This window comes from Burkholderia sp. AW33-5 (assembly GCF_053427615.1).
In genome coordinates this window covers 1-4635 of the sequence record NZ_JBSAXA010000055.1, presented here as the reverse complement: position 1 = coordinate 4635, position 4635 = coordinate 1, and the positions used below count along the sequence as shown (strand labels likewise).

Here is a 4635-nt window from a genome sequence, read left to right as displayed (position 1 = left end):
AGCATAGCCGGGCGAGATCTGACCTGCGTTCGCGAAGCTCGTCTCGAGCGCCGGGCCGGCTTCCCGGTCGATCACCGTGACTTCATGACCGGCGCGCGCGAGGTAATACGCGCTTGCTACGCCCATCACACCGCTGCCCAGAATGACGACTCGCATAGCTGCTCCAGATGAAAGGGACCAGATCGAGGGCGGGCGCACCTGCGGCCTCGTTAAATATAAAGTTTACCGAATCATTTGCGTTATCGTATTTCCGTACGCGTATGTTTTGTTATCGTATTTTTTATATTTTCCACAAAATAATTGAGGCCAGCGATGATGACTTCGATTAACGGCAACCGATCGATAATTATGCGATTTCTGGATTCCCGTGAATCTCGACTTTTTCAATCCGCATAACTCAATCAACGAGAAAATTCTACATCTGATCACACCTCTTTTTCGGCTGATCCCTTCTTTCAGAACTAGCCAAATCGAGAGTTTCACTAGTGCTTCTGTCCAACTCGATTCGCAGTGCTTCGATATATCTGCCGCTCAAGAATCTGCACTCGGCCCTCAGCATTCCATACAGAATGAAATCCGTACCATCGCTCGCGGCAGCGCGCATCACACCCTCCCGCACAAATCCGAGATGTTCGTCCAACCGCTGCGCGTCGTGGTTGTCGGTCCGCACGAGGCCGGTTACTCGATTGCAGCGCAATACCTTGAATGGATAGGTAAACACCGCACCGATGAATGCCGGGGTTATCAGATGGCGCGATCCTTCAAGCGCGAAGTGCATTAGCACATTGGGCCCGTTGTGGCCTTGAAATACCACTCCAGCCGCAATGCAACCATCCTTCTCCAAGCCAACCGTCGCATAGTCGTCGTAGTGACTTTCTCCGGTCCTTTCAGCAACGAAACGCATCACTTCGTCGCTGCGATCAAGCAGCACTCGGCGCATCGTAATGCCCCTCCGACTTGCATCGTCATTTCGGCAACGGAATGCCGAATTGATTGAGAGTGGGGTTGACGTTCTCGGCGAATGCCTTCTGATTCTGCGCCTTCTTCACCGCTTCCACGATCGCAATGATGATGCCCGCGATGCCCGCAATCGCGGCACCGACCGCGAGCACCGGAGCAGCCGCAGCCATCCCTCCCGCCACAGCACCGAGCACGCCTTCAGCCACGCCGGCGCCGGCCTCTGCGCCGACTACCGCGCCCTCGGCACCGGCCACGGCACCTTCCACGCCTTCCGCTCCGGCCACGGCACCTTCGAATCCTTCTGTAACGCCCGCTACCGCGCCTTCCGCTCCGTCGACCACGCTGGTTGCAGCGTCTCCCATACCCTCCACGGTACCTTCCACTGCGCTGTCTGTCGCAGCTTCCGCACCATCGGTGACACTCTCCGTAACGTCCGTCGCCTCTGCGCCCCCCTCATTCCCCAACTTACCCAGTTTCTTTGCGACCTTCTCCGCGGTGTCGAGCGAGTCTTCCACTTGGTTTGCGACTTGACGAGCGGAGGCCTGGTTCGTGCTGTTCACACCGCCGCTGTCGCCCTCCCCGCCCAGATCTTCCGCGACGCCGCCAGCCTGCGCGAACGCCCCGTAGAGATTCTTCATCGCCGGCGACACCGTCTGGTTCAAATAGGCATTCGTTTCGGGATCATTCGCCAGCGTCGAAATGTCCTGCTTCAGGGCAGACACTGTTGCAGTCACATCGCGCAGCTTGTCAGTGCCACCCGCTTTCACGTCGACCAGCGTCTCCATCAGCTTGACCATCACCGCAGATTTCTGCTGCGGTGAATAGTTCTGCGGATTGGCGAAGATGTCCTGATTGAGTTTGCTGATGTCGGTGCCGGCGGTAATGTTCTCGAGGCTCGCTTTTTCCAGGAATGCATGCTCGCTCGCATTGCTGGTCGGTGCGTCCTTAGTGATGAAGTGATGCAGGTTATTGGCCGAAAACATGTTGTCGGTCTTTTCGGTCGCCTTGTCGTCGCCGGAACGATTAAGGCCATCGAATGCTCCGGTCGTCGACCACGCTGACGCGGCGCTTCTCATCGCCGAACTGAAACCCTTATTATTCTTCACATCATCAACTTGCTGCTTCGTCGTCAGGCCACCTCCGTTGTTCTTGCCACCGGTGGAATAGCTGTTATTCTTTCCTGTCGACTGATGTCCCGCGTTCTTTCCTCCCGACTGATGTCCCGCCGACCGGCCGATCATCGGCTCGTAGGCTTCGATTAATGCGGCCGAACGAACCGTATTGAGCGCAGCCTCACCGGCGTCCGGATGTTCATTTTGATACGACTCCACGTCATCGTCCGCTTGAGCGAGATTCTTCTCGAGGTCCTTCAGCAGATCTTCAATCTTGTCCCGGTCGACAGTGCCATCCGACTTGAGCGCACCGGTGTTCTGCATCGCAGTCTTCAGCGTCGGATTTTCGTTGACAAACTGCATCGCAGCCGCGGTCTGCGCCGCAGATGGCTTTCGTTCTCCGGCCAGAATTTGCATTGCGGCCAGCGGACGCTCGAGCGACACGCCCTGACCCAGCGCAGCAAGTTTGGACCACCGTTCCTGGTCCGCCTGATCGTACATCTGGGTGTAGTCGTCGAGTGGAGCATATTGCGCCGAACCGGAATCGATGCTCTGTCGCTGTGTCGTCGTAACACCACCCTGCAACTGACGCGCCATCAGTTGATGAAGTTGGGCTTCGACGCTCTGCAGCGCCGCAGCTGCCGGACCGGATACGTTTTCGCAGCCGGTCAAATCGACGGTTTTCCAGCTCGTCAAAGAAGTCGATGAGATAGCCATTAAATATAGATATCCTTATATATTTTTGGAAGCTCGCACCTGAATGGAGGTCACCCACTAGTGCACGCTTCGCTTTCCGGTTTGCCACGGTCCCGTGCGCGGGTCCGGTCGAGCACCCCATGCGATCTCATGGAGCGCAGACCGGGACGCCGGCGCGCCACATGCCGAGCTGAAATGCGGCTCGTGACGGCGCCGGACCTGTGTCATTGCCAAGCGACGCGTCGACGAACCCCTGCACTATACACAGGCGTACACCCACACCCTACTTCACGCGAATACCACCCGGTTATACGTCGTCGCCGTCGTCCGAGTCCCAATTCGCAGAGCCAGGAGCCGCTGCACCAGGAGCCGCCTGCGTGCTGGCAGCCATTTGCGCTCTCGCCGCCTCCGCAGTGGCAAGATACATGTCATCGATAGTGCCTTTCCAGCCAGCATCCTTCAAATCGTCCGGCTGCACTCTAGCTTCCAATTTCGCGCCAGCTTCCGTTTTCACATCGGCACTCGCGTTCAGGCCAGCAGACGCGGACCCGCTAACACCCGCTTGAGCGTGAGCAACCGCAGAAGCAATTTCAGACGCCATGCCAAGCATCGGAGTACCAGACGCAAGCGCCATAGTTGCCGGTTTCGCGTCACCAGCCGCTGACGCATCGAGCCCACCCTGCGCTGCCCATTGAAAATTGGCGACCCCCGAGATTCCGTCGGCAGCCGGAGCGTCATGCGTTTCGATTTGCTTGAACGTATCCGGATTGTCGAGCATGAACTTTGCGGCCATCGACACGTCCTTAGGCGTCCCCGAAGGCGGATTCATCGCGAGTTGATACAGCTTGTCCGGATCGACCGTGCTGACCCCGTTCTGGCTCATGTAACTGGCGAGCGCGCCCGCAGCCGACTGCGCAGTCATCCGCTCACCGACTCCTCCGGCGGCGCCCTCTCGCTTCTGCAACTGCTGCGCGACAAGCGCACCGATCTGCCGATCCAGATCGGCGAGCTGCGATTGCGCATTCGCACCGCCCGTCTGGGCGCCCATTTCGATAACCACGCAATTGCGATTTACCATGCCTACGCTCATTTCCGCCTCCGTCAAAGTCAATGCATCTATCGTTAAACTGCCCAAACTGCGATGCCGCGCGTACGACTGAGACCAATATTAGTCAGGCTGCGGCGTTGTCGAACCCGCCAACCCGAAACGCATCATCGAAACACGAATGGAAGGCAGATCATCCGCCTCACGTATCGAAGGTGGCGTGAACACAACCCGACCGGAGACGCAATTGATCTGAGGCGGAATTTTGTAGCCAATCAGGCAGTGAATCTCGCGTCGATATTATCGGAATCCAGCCAGGCTCGACGGACCGTGGCAGGAGTTTGATAGCGATGTGCGCTATGGGGCCGGCGCTCGTTGTAGAACTGCCGCCAGCGTTCGATGAGGACCTTGACCTCGGCGCGGCTGCGGAACCATTCGCGGTTTAGCAATTCGTCTCGCAGTTTGCCGTTGAAGCTTTCGACGAATCCGTTTTGCCACGGACTGCCAGGCGCGATAAAGGCCGGACCGATTGCAGCGTCTCGTAGCCAGCGCATGACCTTGGCTGCGGTAAATTCGGCGCCGTTGTCCGACCGAACAAACGCGGGCTTGCCGTACAGCCGCATGAGTCGTGATAGCGTCAAGATCACGTCCTGCGACCGCAGGCTGGCGCCGACCTCGATCGCCAGGCACTCGCGGGGGCTCTGTCACGTTGGCGGAGTTTGTTCGCAAGGGGAGTAAGAGCGGCCTGCATGCGTCATGCTGCAGACGGATTTTGGGTGACTTCGGTGAATTCACGCCATGTCGAGAAGCGTGCGGCGAGGT

General features: G+C 58.1%; 4 protein-coding genes and 1 pseudogene. All 5 read right to left on the bottom strand.

What is annotated here, in order from left to right:
* Positions 1-156 (bottom strand): FAD-dependent oxidoreductase (locus ACV22V_RS32130; protein ID WP_448016747.1); only part of this gene is annotated, 156 nt, incomplete at its 3' end.
* A 259-nt stretch (positions 157-415) separates the two neighbouring features.
* On the bottom strand, positions 416-940 hold the full coding sequence (locus ACV22V_RS32125; RefSeq protein ID WP_448016745.1) for a GNAT family N-acetyltransferase: 525 nt from the start codon (positions 938-940) through the stop codon (positions 416-418).
* A gap of 25 nt (positions 941-965) precedes the next feature.
* Positions 966-2789, bottom strand: a complete 1824-nt coding sequence (locus ACV22V_RS32120; RefSeq protein ID WP_448016743.1) for a type III effector HrpK domain-containing protein — start codon at positions 2787-2789, stop codon at positions 966-968.
* Positions 2790-3075: 286 nt separating this feature from the next.
* Positions 3076-3858 (bottom strand): hypothetical protein, encoded by a 783-nt coding sequence (locus ACV22V_RS32115; RefSeq protein WP_448016741.1) that lies wholly within the window; start codon positions 3856-3858, stop codon positions 3076-3078.
* A gap of 230 nt (positions 3859-4088) precedes the next feature.
* A pseudogene (locus ACV22V_RS32110) lies at positions 4089-4508 on the bottom strand (integrase core domain-containing protein); the annotation flags it as partial.
* Positions 4509-4635: the final 127 nt, after the last annotated feature.